This window comes from Fastidiosibacter lacustris, from assembly GCF_003428155.1.
Taxonomy (GTDB): Bacteria; Pseudomonadota; Gammaproteobacteria; order Francisellales; family Francisellaceae; genus Caedibacter; species Caedibacter lacustris.
This window is the reverse complement of the sequence record NZ_QLIR01000007.1, coordinates 1-17,405: the sequence shown is the minus strand read 5'-3', so window position 1 is coordinate 17,405 and position 17,405 is coordinate 1. Positions and strand designations below refer to the sequence as shown.

At 34.7% G+C, this 17,405-nt stretch carries 16 protein-coding genes and 1 riboswitch; of the genes, 11 read left to right on the top strand and 5 right to left on the bottom strand.

The features are described 5' to 3' along the window. Positions 1-7 precede the first annotated feature (7 nt). A complete protein-coding gene (locus tag DNJ77_RS04705) occupies positions 8-1,231 on the bottom strand; it encodes an MFS transporter (RefSeq protein WP_157966598.1) in 1,224 nt (407 codons plus the stop codon). 165 nt (positions 1,232-1,396) lie between these two features. Here DNJ77_RS04705 and DNJ77_RS04700 point away from each other — a divergent pair, with 165 nt between their 5' ends. After that, positions 1,397-2,245: an ATP-binding cassette domain-containing protein gene (locus DNJ77_RS04700; RefSeq protein ID WP_157966597.1), complete on the top strand. Its 849-nt coding sequence runs from the start codon at positions 1,397-1,399 to the stop codon at positions 2,243-2,245. Between the two features lie 171 nt (positions 2,246-2,416). On the opposite strand, the gene ribH is transcribed toward DNJ77_RS04700, so the two are convergent. The 4 genes from ribH to ribD (DNJ77_RS04680) are packed head-to-tail and all read right to left on the bottom strand — an operon-like array spanning position 2,417 to position 5,713. Beyond that, positions 2,417-2,848, bottom strand: coding sequence for a 6,7-dimethyl-8-ribityllumazine synthase (gene ribH / locus DNJ77_RS04695; RefSeq protein ID WP_239986750.1), 432 nt, complete (start codon positions 2,846-2,848; stop codon positions 2,417-2,419). A 1-nt stretch (position 2,849) separates the two neighbouring features. Further along, entirely contained in the window at positions 2,850-4,061 is a 1,212-nt protein-coding gene (gene ribB / locus DNJ77_RS04690; RefSeq protein ID WP_116963846.1) for a 3,4-dihydroxy-2-butanone-4-phosphate synthase, read from the bottom strand. After that, entirely contained in the window at positions 4,042-4,650 is a 609-nt protein-coding gene (locus DNJ77_RS04685; protein WP_116963845.1) for a riboflavin synthase, read from the bottom strand. The genes ribB and DNJ77_RS04685 overlap by 20 nt, the downstream gene beginning before the upstream one ends. Position 4,651: 1 nt before the next feature. Continuing rightward, positions 4,652-5,713 carry a bifunctional diaminohydroxyphosphoribosylaminopyrimidine deaminase/5-amino-6-(5-phosphoribosylamino)uracil reductase RibD gene (gene ribD, locus DNJ77_RS04680; protein ID WP_157966596.1) on the bottom strand — a complete coding sequence of 354 codons (1,062 nt, stop codon included), beginning with the start codon at positions 5,711-5,713 and terminating at the stop codon, positions 4,652-4,654. A 187-nt stretch (positions 5,714-5,900) separates the two neighbouring features. Further along, positions 5,901-6,093: riboswitch (FMN riboswitch) on the bottom strand. A gap of 230 nt (positions 6,094-6,323) precedes the next feature. Here ribD (DNJ77_RS04680) and DNJ77_RS04675 point away from each other — a divergent pair. The 10 genes from DNJ77_RS04675 (at position 6,324) to DNJ77_RS04630 (ending at position 17,233) form a co-directional block, all read left to right on the top strand. Then, on the top strand, positions 6,324-7,526 hold the full coding sequence (locus tag DNJ77_RS04675) for an IS1-like element transposase (protein ID WP_116963843.1): 1,203 nt from the start codon (positions 6,324-6,326) through the stop codon (positions 7,524-7,526). 10 nt (positions 7,527-7,536) lie between these two features. Further along, positions 7,537-7,809, top strand: coding sequence for a DUF1543 domain-containing protein (locus DNJ77_RS04670; RefSeq protein WP_116963842.1), 273 nt, complete (start codon positions 7,537-7,539; stop codon positions 7,807-7,809). A 163-nt stretch (positions 7,810-7,972) separates the two neighbouring features. Beyond that, positions 7,973-8,668 (top strand): response regulator transcription factor, encoded by a 696-nt coding sequence (locus DNJ77_RS04665; protein WP_157966594.1) that lies wholly within the window; start codon positions 7,973-7,975, stop codon positions 8,666-8,668. Between the two features lie 224 nt (positions 8,669-8,892). Further along, positions 8,893-9,492: a GTP cyclohydrolase II RibA gene (ribA, locus tag DNJ77_RS04660; RefSeq protein WP_116963840.1), complete on the top strand. Its 600-nt coding sequence runs from the start codon at positions 8,893-8,895 to the stop codon at positions 9,490-9,492. Further along, positions 9,489-11,186, top strand: a complete 1,698-nt coding sequence (locus DNJ77_RS04655; RefSeq protein WP_116963839.1) for a WD40 repeat domain-containing protein — start codon at positions 9,489-9,491, stop codon at positions 11,184-11,186. The genes ribA and DNJ77_RS04655 overlap by 4 nt, the downstream gene beginning before the upstream one ends. A 41-nt stretch (positions 11,187-11,227) precedes the next feature. Continuing rightward, positions 11,228-12,334: a bifunctional diaminohydroxyphosphoribosylaminopyrimidine deaminase/5-amino-6-(5-phosphoribosylamino)uracil reductase RibD gene (ribD, locus tag DNJ77_RS04650; protein ID WP_275667766.1), complete on the top strand. Its 1,107-nt coding sequence runs from the start codon at positions 11,228-11,230 to the stop codon at positions 12,332-12,334. Between the two features lies 1 nt (position 12,335). After that, complete coding sequence (locus DNJ77_RS04645) at positions 12,336-13,310, top strand: formylglycine-generating enzyme family protein (protein WP_116963837.1); 975 nt, start codon at positions 12,336-12,338, stop codon at positions 13,308-13,310. A 228-nt stretch (positions 13,311-13,538) separates the two neighbouring features. Continuing rightward, complete coding sequence (locus DNJ77_RS04640; protein ID WP_116963836.1) at positions 13,539-15,344, top strand: WD40 repeat domain-containing protein; 1,806 nt, start codon at positions 13,539-13,541, stop codon at positions 15,342-15,344. Beyond that, positions 15,337-16,560, top strand: a complete 1,224-nt coding sequence (locus DNJ77_RS04635) for an MFS transporter (protein WP_116963835.1) — start codon at positions 15,337-15,339, stop codon at positions 16,558-16,560. The genes DNJ77_RS04640 and DNJ77_RS04635 overlap by 8 nt, the downstream gene beginning before the upstream one ends. Positions 16,561-16,654: 94 nt before the next feature. Continuing rightward, on the top strand, positions 16,655-17,233 hold the full coding sequence (locus DNJ77_RS04630; RefSeq protein ID WP_116963834.1) for a flavodoxin family protein: 579 nt from the start codon (positions 16,655-16,657) through the stop codon (positions 17,231-17,233). Positions 17,234-17,405 lie beyond the last annotated feature (172 nt).

Below are 17,405 nucleotides of genomic sequence, written 5' to 3'. Positions count from 1 at the left end.
TTTGTAACTACTTTAATCTGCCCCCAGCGCTATGCTCTGCCACTTTCTGAGGCTCCGTCGTTGCTAGGATAACAATCAAACTACCTACTAAAGCGATTATCGCTTCAGCAAAATATAAAGCTTGGGTATGCAGCGTTTTTCCTTCAAAAGTGACCAGCAAATACAATATTAAAATGCCTATGCCTGACAAGCTATTAAAAGTTGATTGCGCCCTACCCTGGGATGCAACATCCGTGTGTATTTGCGCCTGAGCAATTGATAGTGCCCAGCTGGATAAACAAAAGCCAATAACAAAATAGGAAATAAGGCTTATCACCATACTGAGGTTAGTGGCAATCAGTAATAACATAAGGAACATGACAAACATCAGTGACGCTACGGTTACTCTAAACCTTAACTTTTCACATAGCATCGGTGTGAAAAAGCAACCAATAAATACACCCATTGAATAAACCATCTCAAACAAAGCAAAAATTCGGCTATTTGCATGCAATACCTGATTCACATAAGGAACTAACAAAACAGGGATGGTCATCAGCAATACCATAACAAACGTTTGGACAAGATAGACAGACACTAAGCCTTTTTTGTTAAAAATGTATTTGATTGACTCGATATACTCTCGTATGAAAGAAGTGCTTTGCCTATTGAGCACCTCTTTTTTATCGTGTTGGTACCTCATCAGTACATTAAAATACCCAGATACTATAAATAAGATCCCACCAACAAACAAAGTCCAAACACTCCCAAAAGCATAAATGAAAACACCGCTAAGCCCCATTCCAATGATCGTACCTACTTCATAAAGCATATCAACCGTGGCATTTGCCTTAGGTAAGTCTTCTTCTTTAACAATCTGAGTAATCATAGGAATAGCCGCAGGCATATAGAATGAGACAAAAACGCCTAATACGATGGCCAAAACAAATATATTATTGTGCCAATTTAGAAGTTCCAGTAGTACGAAAAGACAAATAGCAACCCCTCTTACAACATTGGAGAGCACCAATATCATTTTTCTATTGTATCTATCAGCACACACCCCAAAGAAAGGACCAAAAATAATGCTGGGCGCCCAAATACAAAACATCAACAATGCCACACCGCTAATTGACTGAAAATACTCATATGCGTACCAGGAGGTTGTAATATACACCAATCCATTGCCAATCGTTGCGGCAATTCCACTCAGTGCAAAAAAGACATATGATTGATTTTTAAATAGCCTCACTCTTGATAACAGTTCCCTATAAAGCATTCTCTACTCCCGAAGCTATATTTTCATTTTTTTCTCGATTTTGAGTCTGGGAGAGTACTGAAAACTTTAAAACCTGTACATCTCCAATTAATTGTTTTTCCATAAGATTGTGTCATTGAAATTCCATGTGTAATCTCTGTGTTAAGAAAGGAAGCTCTAGGATTGCATCATCTAAAAAGGCTTTCAGATTATATGAATTTACCGTGTCAAACATCAAGTATTTTGTTGCTTTTTTTCTATTTTCCAACAAAAATAATAAGAATTTCCAAACCGAGCTTGAAAAATATGACAACCTTAGTTGCTGCCAAGGATTTATCCATAAAAAGTAATCTTGAAATCATATTAAAAAATATAAACTTCTCTTTATCCTACAAAGAGAAAATAGGGCTTATTGGTTATAATGGCTGCGGAAAGAGCACCTTGATAAATAATATCTTGAATAACAAAGAAATCACTGTCTCTCATGAGTGCGTTATTGGGCATGTGAGTCAATCAATATCAACAGAAGACTCTAAGCTAAGCGTACTTGCTTATTTGTCCCTCAGTAACAGTTATGTAAGTAGCGAGTGGGATTATCTTAAGCTGTTAGAAAAATTGGAAGTTAAAAACGTCTCCATGGCAACACTAATGAAAGAATTAAGTGGCGGTGAACAAAATAAAATAAAATTTGCGCGCGCATTGTTAAATTCACCCAATTTGCTCCTACTTGACGAACCAACAACAAATCATCTGGATATTTACGGTAGCACAGAGTTAATTACTGCGCTAAATGCCTACAAAGGGGGCTTTTTTCTAGCATCTCATGACAGAAACCTTGTTTCATCAACTTGCAACAAAGCATGGGTATTTGATAGTAATCAAATAATAGAATTTCTTGATATCGACAAGGCTTATGATCACCTAGAGGTAGGCATAAATCAGGGTGCGTCGTTCAAAATACTTACAATCCTGTATTTAAGGATGCTGACGAGCTTCTTAAAGAACTGATTAACCTTGAAACTCTCTTGCAAGAAGATTTGTTACGTAAAAGCAAACATCAAAGACCTAAAATGCATCCACTATGGGAAAAACGTATTATGGAAATAAAAACAATGCTTCAATTTGAATAGCAAATACCTCTACAGTTTATCTTTTCAAATACAGCCTACTTGCTACAAATCAATGTCCTGCAATCTCCTTTTTAAGTGCAATCATATCAAGAGCTGCCTGTAAAGCATAATGCCCTTTGTGACCTTTTTCACCGCCAACGCGTGCTAAAGCTTGCTCCTTATTATGTGTAGTCAACACTCCAAAAATAACCGGTAAATCATAGCTCATCATTACATCTTGTGTGCCTTGTGAAACTTGCATACATACATAATCATAATGGTCCGTTTGACCACGAATAACACAGCCTAAAAGCACAATAGCATCATACTTTTTAGTTTTGGCTAACTGCTTTGCGGCAAAAGGCAATTCAACTGCACCTGGCACTTTATAAACTTTAGGCGTTTTAATCCCTTGCTTCTTTGCCCCTTCCAATGCCCCTTCTAATAACTTATCGGTAATAAGTGCGTTAAATTCACTCACTACAATTGCAATTTTTGGCATGTCATACTCCTTTAATCGTGTGTTTAAATTGTTGTTTTTTGGTTTGTAAATAGTGTTTATTATGTTCATGCACAACAGATTGTGACACCAACGCCTGAACGTTAATGCCAGCAGCTTTAAGAGCCTCAACTTTGTCAGGATTATTCGATATCAAACGACATACTTGAATATTATAATGTTTCAATACTTGTACCGCTAAATCATATCTACGATTATCCACAGGTAGGCTCAATGCTTTATTAGCTTCCACCGTATCAAGCTTTTTGGCACGTTGTAGTTCATATGCTTTAAGCTTGTTAATTAAGCCTATATCACGACCTTCTTGATCAAGATAAATTAAAATTCCACCTTCCTTTGAAATTTCCATTAAGGCATGATGCAACTGTGATTGGCAATCACACTTAAGCGAACCAAATAAATCCCCTGTAACACAGGATGAATGAATACGCACTAATGGATTTTCAAAGATATTTTTACTCAAAATTTTGACTTCACTATTTGTCACAGGGTCAACAAAAACCGCCATCTCAAGTTCACCATAATCTTTAAATGGAATTATGGTACTCACGGCTTTTTGAATAATTTTCTCACTTGCAAGTCGATACAAACGAAGTGCTTTAATACTTAAAATAGGCAACTCATGTTCAAAGGCAAAACGCTCTATTTGCTCTCCTTTCATCATTGTGCCATCTTTGTTCATAAGCTCACACAACACTGCCACAGGATAAAAGCCTGCCATTTTAACTAAATCAACACTTGCCTCAGTGTGTCCTTGACGCCCCAACACACCATAATCATTGGCCACCAAGGGGAAGATATGTCCTGGGCGACTGATTTCATCTGAGGTAACGTTCGGATTAGACGCAACCTTAATCGTATGTGCACGATCTGCCGCTGATACACCCGTTGTGACACCCTCTTTAGCTTCGATTGAAATCGTAAAAGGTGTTGTATATTGACTGGTATTTAAATCTACTGGCACCATAGGTGTTAATTGTAAACGCTTAGCATGTGCTTTTGACATAGCAAGGCACACAATACCACTGGCGTGCTGTAGCATAAGATTCACATTTTCGCTACTGGCAAGCTGACCAGGAAAGATTAAATCACCTTCATTTTCACGATCTTCATTATCCAAAACGATAATGCTTTTGCCTGCTTTTAAAGCCTTAATCGCCGTTTCAACTTGCTGTTTAATTTGCTCGAATGTCACGAATTTTCTCCATATAATGATGAATATGTTTGCCAATTGGATCAGCTTCTAAATTGACATTGGTCCCTACTTTATAGTTTTTAACAACCGTCACTTTAATCGTATGCGGAATAAAAGTCACAATGAAATGATCTTTGCTGACTTCGATAATAGTAATGCTCATCCCATCAATCGTTACAAAGCCTTTGCTCACAAGATATTGTAAAATGACTTCAGGAGCACTTATGGCTACAAGCCAGGCATCTCCCTCGTGATTGATACTTTTAATCACACCTACACCATCGACATGACCTTGTACCATATGCCCTCCAACAAAATCACTTAACCGCAATGACAACTCTAAATTAACTGAATCATCCACCTTAAGCATACCTAAATTCGTTTTACGCAACGTTTCAGGGACAACCTCAAATTTAACATTGCCATAATTTAGATTGATATTTACAACAGTCAAGCAAACACCATTAATAGCAATGCTATCGCCTATTTTACATTCATTCGCGCGTTTGAAACTAACCTCAATTGAAATTACATCTTTACCACCAATGGATACCACTGTTGCAACCTCTTGTACAATTCCACTAAACATATTACCTTATCTCTCCTTTGCAATAATAATCACTTGCAATAAAATTTTGCTCACTTATGTCTAGAGTTTGTTTCTTATTACAGCCGTTAATAATGACTGGTGCAATAAAGCTGTGAACCTCATTGACTAAACCCTCGCTAAAAAAGTTGTTAAGCAAAGTTCTACCACCCTCTACCAATAGGCTTGTTATACCTTTATCTGCCAAAACTTTAAGAACTTGCTTTAAATCTATTTTTTGTTGAGAATTCAAAGGCATTACAATGCATTCCACGTTTTTGCTTTTCAATGCTTCAAGGGCTTGTGGATTAGCATATTGACTGGTAAACAAAATAGTAGGAACTATAGCAGTATTAAATACATGAGCATCTATTGGTAAATCAGCACTTTTTGAAATAACAACACGTAAGGGATGTTTAATGATTTTGCTATCACTCATACGAACAGTCAGTCTTGGGTCATCATCAACTACGGTATTGTGACCAACCATAATTGCATCTAATTGATTGCGTAGATTATGTACCATTTTTTGTGAAGCTTTATTGGTAATTTGTTTAACATCACCCGCTTTTACCTGGAGCTCACCATCTAATGACATTCCCCATTTGGTTATAACATAAGGAAGCTTTGTTTGATGATAGTAAAAAAAGATTTTATTCAGCCTAGCTGCCTCTTGTTGCAACAAGCCTACTATAACTTCAATCCCTACTTGCTGTAAGTGATTAATGCCTTTACCTGCTACTAACTGATTAGGATCAATAGAGGCAATAACAACCTTTTTAACTTCCGCTTTAATAAGTGCTTCCGTACACGCACCGGTACGTCCCACATGACAACATGGCTCAAGTGTGACATAAACACAACTTCCTTTTGCCTTTTCTCCAGCTGCTATTAACGCATTGAGCTCAGCATGGTTACCACCTGCATACTCATGCCAGCCTTCACCAATAATACATCCATTTTTCACTATGACACAACCAACCATTGGGTTAGGTGATACGCTTAAACAACCACGCTTAGCCAACATTAAGGCTTGTTGCATATAAAACTGATCTGCTTGAAACACTTAATAATCTGCCCTTTTTATGTTATTCATTTAATTCAGGGCAAAGAGAAAAAGAATCATGCTAAAAACAATAGTTGTTGGTGTTGATAAAGTCTTATCTAAACACTTCAATACGAATACAATATCTCAAGCAGCTTTTTATAGCGTTTTTATAAAAAACCACATAATTTGTATTTGTTAACATTGCTTATTTCTTCTTTCATCCGGACTTTAACCGTCGGCTTTGGCTTCTTACCAAATCTGCTAACCTTCTCCATTAGGAAAAGCGCTCGTGGGCTCTTTGTATCTAAATATAGTCTATAGCATCACAAACTATTTTGCGATGGGGATAAATACAAAACACCACCGGTGGGGAGTTTCACCCCGCCCTGAAGAATGTGTGTTGATTTTACATATTTTGCTGAGAAAAATCTAGCAGTTACAAACTTTTAGAATGGTTTTATTGTAACCGCTCCAATAACCCCATCTAACATTCCAAGTTTCTAAGTGTCAAAATATGCTCGTGTACATCAAACATGGAGCAATTACCGATGACTAAAACACAAGCTAAATGACTACAACTCATCAAGGGTATTGTTGTAATCTAGCATATTTGTTTTGATACTCTCAAATCAAAATAGCAAAAATTGATGTACGTTGCAGAAATTGCAACTCAATAAAAACGGTTAAAGCAGGTAAGAATCAATTGAAATCTAGTCCAAATGGTGCGCAAAGATACCGTTGCCTAGATTGTAGCAAATACTTTCAACTTGAATATAAAGCACTAGGTCGGCTGCCAAAGACAAAAGAAAGAATTATTGATATGTGTAGCAATGGTAGTGGTATACGAGATACTGCAAGGGTTTTAAAAGTTAGCACAAAAATCTTCGTTTTCTTGGTTGACAATCGTCACACATGTATCAACATAGTAACAAAATGTGTTAAACAAACTATGCGGGGAGCAATGGATCTATCAATCTCTGGAAAATTTAATAATTCTTTATGGCGTTCAATTCTAGAAATAAATGCTAATGAATTATCCAAGCAGATGGGAATCAATATAGAAGTGATAAGTCCATTTGGATTTGAGGTTACAAATAAAAAGACTCTTTTATCAAAAAAGTTAAGAAAATTCTATGCTTATTTAGGCATAAATAAAGTTGATGAAAATCAAATAATTAACTTAAAAGATATTTCAACTGCTTATGGAGAATTACTTCTAGCGTATCTGGAAAAATATCACAAATTGTTTTATGAGGATATCATTATAAAGGTCTATCAGGATGGGTTTATTAAGCTAAGATCATTTGATTATATACCGCAAGATAGCGATAAATTAATTGATGTGCAAACAAGAATAACGAAAAATAATATTTACCAAGATTACGCTGATTATATAATATGCTGCTTATCTGCGCTTGCACAAGACAAAGATGAACCTGCAATGTTTTCAGACAATGTAAGACACAGAGTTAGAACCATTCAGCTCTATATTATGCTGGAAAATATTTTTGGTCATTTGATTTATGAAATGACTGAGAACCAGAAAAGTCTATATATGGCAGCATTTAGTAAAATAGATAACTCACTGGGCATATTTACTGATTCTTCCTTACTCAACATTAAAGCTAGTGATGATGATGTACAAATAATGTTGGATTTAATAAAACCTAGGGTGTCAGAAATAGTTAAGGTGCTAAAGCAGGGTCATAATACTCAAACAATAGAGTCACGTTCCTACCATGTTTCTGGTAAATTAAAGCTAGAATTGACTAGAAAACACTATAACAATGCGATAAATTTTATTACTCAAACATATCAGGAATTTATATGAAGGAGATAATATGAAATTATACTTGGCGCACTTAGGGTTTTATGATGATAGATATGGAATGTACGAAATTCATATTAATAAGCATGTCGTGGCTGAAAATATTAAAGATGCAAAACAAAAATTGTTTCAAGACGAAGAGTTTAAAAGGCTTAAGATGCATATAGATGGCTTGCAAGAAGTTAATATAGTTAGCGGTTATAAAATATCGGCTACAAAAGTCGAGCATTACAACGAGAACAATCCAACTTATAGCCATTGCGATGTGAAAAAACTAGTCATCTAAAATGGATGATAAAATTATTTCAGGCGAGATATGCGCTGAGTTAAACCTTTTAACCCAACAATACTTTAGCGATAGTCTCATTGATCATGTAAATATTATTACCAAATATCGAAATGGTACACTCTCTTATGTTTGCAACAACGAACAATGGCTTCGCCTATATATGTCCAAAAAATATCCCCTCGTAGGCTTCTTTGAAAATAATACTTTACCTGAAACTCTATCATATCTGCTTTGGGATAGTTTAGATCCATCGGATCCCATTTTAGTAGACTCTAAAAATGCAATAAATTTAATGCATGGGGTTACCTTTGTAAAGCACAGTGATGACGCATCAACTTATTTTAATCTTGGACAAAAAAACTCACAACGTTCTATTCTTTTTGAATATATCAAAAATCAACAAAGGATATTAAAATTTATTGATTACTTCATGGGGTCTGGCATCAATATACAAAAGTACACTGAAAGGAATCGTTTATATTGCTGTCATAGTGACATAGAAATAATAAAAAATGGTGATTTTACAAACCAAAGCTTGCGTGGGAAATCTCATTATTTAGTGAGTGAGTACAACATTCAATTGCCTGCGTCAGCGAAAAGATTTTATAAAAGGATAGTTGAGATGCTATCAGTAAGACAATTGGATGTGCTTTATTTAGTTTTATCTGGATTTACGATGAAAATGATTGCTGACACTATGAATATTAGCATTGAAACAGTCAAGACCCATATAAAACAGATAAGAGCAGGATTAAACTATCACTGTACTTCAGCAATGGTTGAAGATTGCTTTAGCCATATGGTTAGTTATCAACTCCAGCATTCAAAATCCTTTGCAGCTAAATTTAAGCATTAAACGACATGCATTCTTAAGCTAATAACAGCTGCAGGTAACTGCCAAGCAACTTATTAATTCAGCCGATGAGTTCTGTCATAAATTTGAGTTAGTTAAATATGTATAATCAAAATTATTTGAATAAGATCACTACTTTTTAGGGATATATTTACATTTAGATACATATTACAATCTTTCATAAGCACAGCGCAAAAAGTTAATCGTGCTTAAGAAGGAGGGAGTAAGTGGATAAGAAAATCATTCAAAGAGTAACCATTCCAACGCGCTATGGAGATGTAGAGTTTTGCACGTTCAGCAATCTATCAAGTAATACCGAAGATTTTGCATTAATTTTTAATCATGCAGACTCTGAAGTCTGTCCAAAAGTTCGTGTTCATTCCGAGTGTATTACTGGAGACCTATTTGCTTCAAAAAAATGTGACTGCGGAGACCAGTTTAATGAAGCATTAGAATTATTTTCGTCAACGAGTGGAGTAATATTTTATTTGCGTCAAGAAGGTCGAGGGATTGGTCTATACAATAAAATTCATGCATATCAGCTACAAATTGAAGGTATGGACACGTATGAAGCTAATCAAGCGTTAAATTTTGACCACGATTCACGGAATTATATTGCTGCCGTTGAAATGCTAAACGCATTAGGCATGCACAAAATTAAATTATACACAAACAACCCAGACAAAGTTAATCAACTGCATAACCATAATATTAATGTCGTTGATATCTGCAAAACAGGATGCTATCTCAAACCTGAAAATATCGCTTATTTACAAGCTAAAGTTGTCAAAACAAATCACAAATTAAACCTCGGTGAGGTTATATGACTATGCATTCCAGCCCAATTAGCGGTGTTGCCACCAAGGATAATTATGTTGCGACAGCAGGATATGATAATAAGTTAATTTTGTGGGACTCAACTAAATCCAATGCAATTGCCTCAGTCTCACATGACCATCTGGTTAATCAGTGCGTGTTTAGTCATAATGGTCAATTATTACTTTCAAGTAGCAGTGACTATACTGTACGGCTCTGGTCGGTACCTGAGTTACACTGTTTAGCCATATTTACATTTGCTAAAGATGATACAGAAGGTGTTGCATTTCACCCTTCTGATAAGTACATTATTTTTACCTCAAGGGACCATAATATTTATTTTTGTGATATTGAAGGCAATCTTATCCATATACTTAAAGGACACAAACAAGATGTATTATCAGTATCTTGGCTTAACGATGAAATTGCCATTAGTAGTAGTGATGATGGAACGATAAAAAGATGGTCACCATTTACAGGAAAACTACTTAACTCAACAGATCTCAAAGGGATAGAGACCGATACAATTGCAGTTAAAGGTGCCGAATGTATTTTTTCTGGCAACGATAAAGGAGAAATCTATATATTTGAAAATGATGAGATATCAGTGATTAAAGCACATAACGCTGGGATTAAACGATTATTATACTCACAAGAATTTAGTCAGCTTATTAGCTTGAGCTATGATCGGTATTTAGCTATTTGGCAAGTTTCAAGTAATAATGATCTCGTTTTGGTTAAGAAAATGCCCTACCCATATCAAATCTGGGCTAGATCTTGTGATTTTCAGAATGAAAATAGCTTAGTTGTATCAACATTTGGATCAAGTTACGCCAAGTTAAATATCGAATCAGGTAGCTGGGACTTAACTAATGTGATACCTACCTCTGGTATTAATGCCATCTGTAAAAGCGATGATGATATTTTCAGTGTTGGTGATGCGGGAGCTGTAATCTGCAGGAGTGTTAATGGAAAAAAATATAAATATTCACTTTCAGATGTTCCAAGTTTATGTAACTTTATCATCAAGGTTGATCAATTTTTATTAGTTGGGGGACAAACTGGTACAGTTTATCAGGTAAATGGTGAGGGCGTCACGAGCGTTTATCAACACCACTCACCTATAAACTGTGCTATTAAATATTTAAACAATGGATGCACTTATGTTGCCATTGGCACCTATACAGGCGACATTGTCATCCTTAAGATAAATGGCGCGGCATTAAATTTATACCAACTAATTCAAGCTCATGATAATGCAATAAAATCGATAGCTACATCACAGGATTTTATTTATTCAGTAAGTGCAAACTGCAATGCTGCATTTCATTCAATACATGACTTTAACTGTGTGAAACGCTTAGAAAACGCCCATGATAAAATCATTAATGGATGTATTTATTATCAAGACAATAAATTTGTCTCAGTAAGTAGAGACTTAACACTAAGATTAACTAGTCTTACTGAGCAAAGCATTATTAATACACCGCACAAGCACTCCATTAAATGTATTGCTATAAGCGATGATAAGAAATTTATTGCTACGGGTGGTTATTATGGTGATATTTATATATATCATTTAGACAGTGGCTTATGGCAAAATTTTAGACCGTGTACCTCAGGGATATCATGCATGATCTACAATGCTGATCAAAAATGTTTTTTAGCTAGTAGCTATAATGGAAATATTTATGAGAGGTTATAAACTAGAGCAAGATTGTATTTTTATGGATAGAGCAATTCAACTTGCTAAGCAAGGTCGCTATACCAAGTCCTAATCCAATGGTTGGGTGTGTTATTGTCCATGACGGACATATTATCTCGGAAGGAGCGCATTTATCATATGGTGGGAAACATGCTGAGATTTTAGCACTTGAACATACCCCTAAAATAACTTCAGAGTCACTCAATATAAAAATGTATGTTACCTTAGAGCCTTGTTGTCATTTTGGCAAAACTCCACCATGTTGTGAGCAGATTATTGAGTCTAAGATTACCGATGTGATCTATTTATTGCCAGACCCAAACCCTCTGATTGCTGGAAAAGGAATTGATTCACTAAAAAAGGAAGGGATAAGCATTAGGCAGTTGCAATCAGTAGAACTACAGAGCAAATATATAGAATTAAACAAAGGTTATTTCCATAGGTTTGACTATAAACGTCCTTGGGTAGTGCTTAAACAAGCAATTACATTAGATGGAAAAATTGCTGATTGTACAAATAATAGCAAGTGGATTAGTTGTGATCACTCAAGAAGGGATGTTCACCATATACGTGCAATGTCAGATGCTGTTCTTACCAGCATAAAAACAATAAAACAGGATGACTGTAAATTAACTGTTAGAGAGTTGCCAAAGAGTATAGATATAGGATTACATGAAATAAAACAACCTGTTTGTGTTATTTTGGATTCATCTTTGTTCATTTCAGAAGTGGATAATATTATTAAGTTTCAAGCAAAAATAATTGTTTATACTTTAAAGAAAGAAAATGAGATTCCTAAATATCTTCTTAAACTACAAAATTTATTGATTGTCAAAGCACCGTCAATAAATGGAAAAATAAACCTGACGTTTATTGTAGAGGATTTATCAAAGAGAAATATTAATTATCTTTTAGTGGAGTGTGGGGCTGATTTAGCCGGTGGTTTCTTCAAAGAAGATCTTGTTGATGAATATATAACCTATATTTCACCAAAACCATTAGGTAATCACAGCAAATCTTCCGTTTGGTTTGATCAAATAAGAACATTACAAAATTGTCTACACTTTTCATTAGATCACACCTCACCATCTGGAAATGATATTAAAGCGGTATGGAAACCCATCCGTCCTGAGATAAGGAAACTATAAAATGCTTGTTTCTGATATAAAAAAGATAATCAATCAAATGGATGATCGCGAAGCAATGGGTCTGTCAATGCATAGTGTTGATACGAGAGTCCCTAATCTATCTAATGCGTTGCTGCATATTAAAAAATGCAATAAGCATGAACTTGTCTTAACAGCTGAGTCCCATGAGCTTTTTGAATATCGCTATGCTGCAGGTATTCTCTTAGGTTTGATGGGGGATCCAAGAACTTCAACCATTACCCCAAAAATGATTGAAATTCCCGCAGGAGAGGTTGAAATTGGTATCAATATCAATAAGGCTTATGAAGTTTTTGACAGATTTAATCAATTGGGGGTGAAGAAAGAATGGATACTAAAGGAAGTTCCTAAGTTTACTGTTATGGTTAAAGCATTTAAAGTATCTAAATACCTGGTAACTAATGAGAATTATTACGACTTTTTATTAGATACAAAATATTGTGAGCTCCCTAGTAGTTGGGAATTTGGCATTTACCCGTATTTGAAATCAAATCACCCTGTTTATAGTATCTCTGATGACGCCGCAATTTCATATACTCAATGGTTGTCCAAAAAAACGGGAAGATTTTTCAGGTTACCAACCGAATATGAATGGGAGTATGCTGCTTCAGGTCCAGCTCATTATGAATATCCTTGGGGAAATGAATATAAGCCCAATCTATGCAACACACTGGAGACAGGGCTTTATTCCAGTACCCCCGTGGGTATTTTCCCCAAGGGAAATTCACCATTTGGGGTTTCAGATATGTCTGGGAATGTCGAAGAATATGTACAAGATTATTATCGTCCATACCCTAATGGAAAAGCGGTAATTGATGATTTGGGTGATATCGATGAATATCGTATTGCACGAGGCGGGTCTTTTACTAGACATCATGATTTAGCCCGAACAACAAGAAGGCATGGGCGGTTTTCTAAGGATATTTATGTCATGGGGTTTAGATTAGTAGAAATTTAGTGATATATGTGTGAGCACTATTATAACAAACAACATAGAGGAAAAAATTATGATTATTAATCAAAATAAAGCTGTTTCAGTATTACCTAGTAATAATTCTAGCAAATAGGAAGGGGGAAAACATGCCAAATACAACGTTTAAGTCAAGAGATCATCCAAATAACTTTTTATTTCTTTATATTTTTTAAAAAAAATAAACTCACATTAATTAAAAGGTAGTGCTCACATATGTATCACATAAATTCTTTTGCTGTTATAGGGTCAAGTTGTTATGCGGGAGACAAAGAAGGTAATATTATTCATTTGAATGTTGATGATATGTCGTTAATTAAAGACTATAAGCTCCATAATGGTACTATCCAAGCAATAGCTAGTCATTGTAACAAACCATATATTGCCACTCTAGGGAAAGATTTTTTTGTTTATATTTTATCTTGTGAAAATGATATAAAACCAATAGCAAGGATATTTTATAGAGATCTAACTCCAGAAAAATTTACTCGTCCTATTGTTCATAATGAAGGGCAAGGAATTTGTTTTAATTCTAATTCGGAGGAAGTATTTTTTGTAACACCACGCAACTTTATTGTACGAGTAACTATGATTGGCGAAGTGATAGCAGTTTTTGGGGAAGAGGTTCATCACGCAATTGTCACTTTGAGAGTATACAAAAAATTTTTACTTGCAGGCACAAATCGTGGAGAAATTTACATCTATAATTTAGAATCAAATCAACTGTTCACTTCGGTGAAATTTACAGAAAGTAATGAAACTATTCATTGGTTTGAGCATATTGAAAATGATCAATTTGTAGCTGCTAGCGATGCAAGAAGGCTTTTTAAATTTCATTTAAACAATCCAATAAACTATGAATATAGTGAAGAAGTCTCACATGATGATCTAGAACACGTTACATATAATAAGCAAACAAAACAGCTTATTGCTTCAAGCTTTGATAAAAAACTTTACAATATTGATTTGAATACACTTGCAGTAAAATCTGTGCTTGCACATTTGCCTTTTAAAATTCGATGGATACGCCATATAAATGATCAAAATGTATTAGCACAAGTTAGAGATGGGTCTTTGTATAAAATTAACATTGAGACTGGGAAGAAACAAACATTAAAAAGTGGTGGCGATTTTTGTATTTGGAGCTCATGTGTTAATTTGAATAATCATTCAATATATTTAGGTGGCGATTGTAATCGAGTTTTAAAGTTTAACTTTAAGGTCAATCAACTAATTTTCAATCATGCTGAAGTATGTGTTAAAGGAACTAGTTATTATAAGAGAGTAGTCTCCTATAAAAATGACTTAATTTGTGGTTCGACTGATGGGGTTATTTATATTTTTGATCAATGCAAACTTAGATTAATTAAAACTGTTGGAATTGGTAGTGTGGTAAGAGATATTTGTGTTGGTCACGATCAACTATTTGTAGCCTGTGAAAATTACACCCTCTTTGTTGTCTGTCTAAAGAAAAGAAGTATTATATCCAAGTTTATACTCAATGCGCCTTTATGGAGTTTAGCTTATAGCCATACATATAGTTTTATCGCGGTTGCTGAGCGAGTAGGAAATTTATATGTTTTCACATTAAATCACAACAACAATTTAATTGAAGTGGCCAAAACTTCATCTTATCTTCCAAAGAGAATGAAATGGCATGGTCATGACCTACTTGTTACTAGAAGCTCTTCAATAGATAGGATTCAATATATAAATGGCGAATGGCATCATAATCAAGATGAATTCGAGATTGGGAAGAACACAGTCGAAGATTATTTGATTACTCAAGACTCAAAGTACTTAATTGCCATAACCTATGCCAAAAGGATTTTTTTAATCGATTATCAAAATGGGACAGTTTTGGATGAATGTTATGATAATTTAGACTATTCAAAAGGATTGCTTCACTTATCTGAAGATGGTTATACATTTCTAGTATATGGGCGTTATAAGCAGTTAAAAATCATGCAAATACATGATGAACAACTAGTTCCTAGACATATAGAGGTACTGCATGATTAAATCCTATCAAAAAGCGTTCAAACTAATCCCAAAAGATATATTAATATTAATCTTCGTTTTTGGATTTGCTTACATTGGTACTGCATATAGTTCATTTTATTCATTATTTCTGCAGCAATATGTCAAAGTTAACATTATTGATATTGGTTATGCTTTAAGTGCATCTGGAGCTGGATCAATTATAGGTACAAAACTCACTGGTAAATTGCTTAAATTATTTCAGCCAACGGTGGTAGTCACCATTTCATTTGCAGGTCTTTCAATCCTAAATTTTGGCACAATATTTTTGTCTCACCACACGCAAATTTTACTGTGCTATTTCTTTTTCATTGGTGTTTTTGGAGCCTTCTATAGACCGGGATTTCAATACCGGTTAGCAAAAATAGAGGATGAATTAATCAGAAAAAATGCTTACGCATTGTACCGAGTATGCATTAGTACAGGGGGAACCATTGGTATTTTAATCGGCGGGTTAATGGCTGATATATCCTATCTCTTAATGGCAATTTTCTTTGCTTCAATCAGTATATTGGTCAGTATATTTTTACTTATAAAACGGGATTACATTTCAAACTCACAGGGTGCTGATGAAAAAACGAGCTTAGCACAAGAAAAACATCCATTATTAAACAAATCTTTTTTATTGATTTTATTAAAACTTGCTATTTTCTCGTTTGCATTTTTTCAAACAGTCGCATTTATTCCTATATATTACGTTGAGTATTTAGGATTATCTAAATCACAGTTTGGCTTGATTCTTGCAAGTGATTTTGTATTTATTTTGGGTTTAGAGGTTTATTTAGTGAACGCACTAAACAAGTATCGAAATCATGTTTCTTTAATACTTGGAGTCATTGTTTTTAGTAGTGGCTTTTTACTGCTTTACAGTGGATTATCTCATATAACGTTTCTATGGTTAGCCTATGGCTTGATTTGTTTAGGTGATATTCTTTTTTGGCCTATTTTACTTTCGGATGTTGCAAAATTAAGTAAACCCATGCAAAGACAAGCAGAATATATGATATGGTACCAGATGACCATCAGTGCGGTTCTTCTGTGTTATGCCAGTATTGGATCTTGGATCATAGCAATAAGCAATATTTATACGCTATGGTTAGTATGCAGTGCAGCTCCATTAATAATTATTCCAATTATCTGGATAGAACAATTTATTAGTTCTGTATGTAAAACAAAGAGTGAGCAAGCGCATACATAATATTATGCTATATTTGACGACCATCTATATGACAAATTTAAAATTACATAAAGAATTGATGATTTGCTTTAATCAATAACCAAGGGAGAAATAAATGAAAATCGCAATCGTATACAGCAGTTCATATGGCACAACCAAAGCAATGGCAGAAGCTGTTAAAAAAGGCGTATTAAAACATATTAAGGATGTGGATATGGTGTTTGCTGATGCAAATACAAATGTTGAAGTATTGGATCAATATGATGGCATTTTATTTGGCTCACCCACTTATATGGGAACTGTTTCTGGTGGCTTCAAACAGTTTATGGACAAAAGTTCATCTCGTTGGGCGGTAAGTGCTTGGAAAGATAAATTCGCCGGTGGTTTTACTAGCTCAAATAGCACTAATGGCGATAAGCTTAATACATTAATGACCTTATTTATTTTTGCCTGCCAGCATAAAATGAATTGGATTTCCTTGGGAATTAATAACCAATCTTCAGAACCGCAATACGATCGGGGTGATGTTGATTGTATTAATAGGTTTGGCTCTAATATAGGGGCAATGGCACAGTCTGAACAGTGCAGAATAGAAAACTCTGGAGATCTTCGCACTGCAGAATTGTATGGTGAGCGATTTGCAACGTTTATATTACAAACGAGTAATGCTCCAACATGTACATTTGAGCAATAAATGCCGTAAACTAAAAAAATTGTAAAAAATATGCTTCTGCTAAGTTGTATAAGTTTAGACTTGACCTGACAGTTGCCTATTTTTCAAACGCGATTTTTGTCAGATATGGTTGAGCAATTCAACCTTCTCTTGCCAGTGCGTTTTCCCATCAGTAAAAGTTGCTATTGGTGTT